Source organism: Halonotius pteroides, from assembly GCF_003605635.1.
GTDB classification, from domain to species: Archaea; Halobacteriota; Halobacteria; order Halobacteriales; family Haloferacaceae; genus Halonotius; species Halonotius pteroides.
The window spans coordinates 1-2,520 of the sequence record NZ_QMDW01000053.1 but is presented as its reverse complement, the minus strand read 5'-3'; the positions used below and the strand labels follow the sequence as shown (position 1 = coordinate 2,520).

The following is a 2,520-nucleotide window of genomic DNA, read 5'->3' as shown; positions in this document are numbered from 1 at the left end:
TACCGATTTAGCCTCCACTATCGGAGACAGTGAACTTCTCAATGTGATCGACTGAGACTGGAGTATATCTGGATACCCAGAGCTTGTCTGCGTATATACATTTAATCCACCATAGAGGGCGTCTTCATGCTTAATCGGGATGCTCAAGACTGACTGGAACCCCTGTTCAACCGCCACCCCCCGCCAGTCGCTCCGCTGGATATCGGCTGCTGTATTTGAATGATGGCACGCCTCCCGAGATTGGAGAGCCGCTACAGAGGGTTCTGGATCAGTCTCTCCATCCAGTGAGAGAGATACATCGCTGAGATAGGTTCCTCCAAGGCCAGCTTGTGCTTGGGGTGTTACGATATCTGTTTCGAGGTCAACACGACCGATCCATGCAAAATCAATCAGATTTGACGTAATCAATTGCTCGCAGACCGACTCCTCAAGACTGGCTCGCGTCTCTGTCTGAACAATTTCCTGGGTTATCCCCCGAATACGTTCGTTTATCGCTTCAACTTCCTGCAGTTCTTTCCGTTGGGTTTTGAGATGCTGCTCACGTTCAGTTCGTTCAAGTGCTGTTGCAACCGTGGCACTCAGCGTCTCAGCGAGGCTAACAGTCCACTCGGAAAATACATCAGGTTGGGGGTCGCCAGCCATCAAAACACCATGATCAGCAACTGGAATAGCTACCTTACTCCGTATCTTTCGCTCGGAGTCAGACGCTGTCTTACGTGGCTCAAAATCATCGATAACCACAGTCTGGTCTTCGGTAAGTGCCTGCCACTCAACACCATCTCCCGGGTCAAGAACCGGGGGCTCAAACGATTCGGTCGCAGTTTTAGATATCTCCGGTAGAAGTTCCCACTTTTCCTCCTCAAAGCTATAGAAAGAAACAGTTAGAACATCCAGTGTATCGGCTAAGGTTTCGACAGCCTGCTGTTTCACGTCCCGTTGGGTTTCCGCGTCAAACAACTCTCGGGTAACATCATTGAGCGCGGCCAGACGGCGTTGGTACTGATGTTCATCAGTGATATCCCGAAGAATGCCGTACGCCACATCCGTCCCGTCCAGTGTAACAGTCCTGACGCTGATTTCGACCGGTATCCTCTCTCCGTCATTTGCCGTAATCTGATAGGGCGATCCGTCAGAAAGCGTCCGAAATGTGCTCTCCTCTTGGACTGCTCTCCGGAAGGTTTCATCATAGGCTTCGGGTTGACCCTCCGGTCGGAGTATCTCCTTACTGTGGCCAACAATTTCATCTGTTCGATATCCCAACATATCCTCGGCCGCTTCATTCGCTTCGATGATCTCACTCGTTGTATTATTTATAACAATGATGGGGAGTGGGGCCAACTCTAGAAGCGTTTGGTACTGCTTTTCAGCCTGCTGTAGTGCCTGTTCGCTCTCCTTGCGCTCAGTAACATCCCGAAAGTAAATATCGATCCCACCGTTATCATTGGGGTACGCCTGCACGTCGAACCAGCTATCGACACCTTGATGATACTCAACAAACGATGCCATCTCTCGAGTCTCCATCACCTCGCGGTACTGCTTTTCGAATGTTGTTCCTTGTATATTATCAAACACTTTCCAGAAACCCCGGCCAAGAACGTCATCTTCCGATACACCCGCCAACTCTCCCCCTTGGCCGCTAAAGAATGTGAACTGCCAATCGGCGTCCAGCTCGATGATTCCGTCTGTCACGCGGTTGATTATCTGTTGCTGCTTGCGTTTTAGCTGCTCACGTTCGGTAACGTCTGTAATGAATCCTTCAATTACCGGGTCGTTCTCTGAGACTGTTAGGACATGTTTCCCACGCTCCCACATCCACCGCTGGTCACCGTCAGGCGTGATAATTCGATATGTTGTCTGGAAAGCATCGTTCTGTTGCAAACTTGTCTGTACGGTCTCCCACACCTCGTCATGATCGTTTGGGTGAATCATGTCTTTCCCCCACAACACCTCGCTAGACTCGAATGCCGATTGAGCATACCCCGTGAGTTCCTTGGAGTTTCCTTCGACAGTGTCCATCGGCCATCCTTCTTCATTCTGGCATCGATAGGCTATCCCGGGGAGATTGTCAATGAGCGTCTCGCGTTGCTGCTGCTCTTCTTTGCGTTTAGTTATATCCCGTATACTCACTACAATACCGCCGACATCCGGGTCGTCGGTAAGATTACGGGCAGAACTCTCGACCCAGACCCATCCATCGTCTTTTGTTTTCGCGCGGTACTCATATAATTCGGTAGTAGCACTTCCAATGACGTTCTCGTGAAATCCTTTTTTAATTCGGTCACGGTCGTCAGGATGAATATATTCGAATCCTGATTTTCCGAGGCGATCGTTGAATCCGTAGCCGAGGACTTCAGTGATTCTAGGCGAATCGTAATGGATAATACCGTCCTGATCAACAAGACAGATAACGTCTGAGGCGCTCTCAAGGTATGCCTCATGCTGTCTAAGTTCTACTTCCCGCTGTCTTTGTTTGGAGACATCACGGGCAGTAGTGTGCATATATACATCGCCATCGATCTG

At 50.0% G+C, this 2,520-nt stretch carries 1 protein-coding gene; it reads right to left on the bottom strand.

Going from position 1 to position 2,520, the window contains the following annotated elements:
- Nucleotides 1–2,499 (bottom strand): PAS domain S-box protein (locus DP106_RS14910; protein WP_133305188.1); only part of this gene is annotated, 2,499 nt, incomplete at its 3' end.
- Between the last annotated feature and the right edge of the window lie 21 nt (nt 2,500–2,520).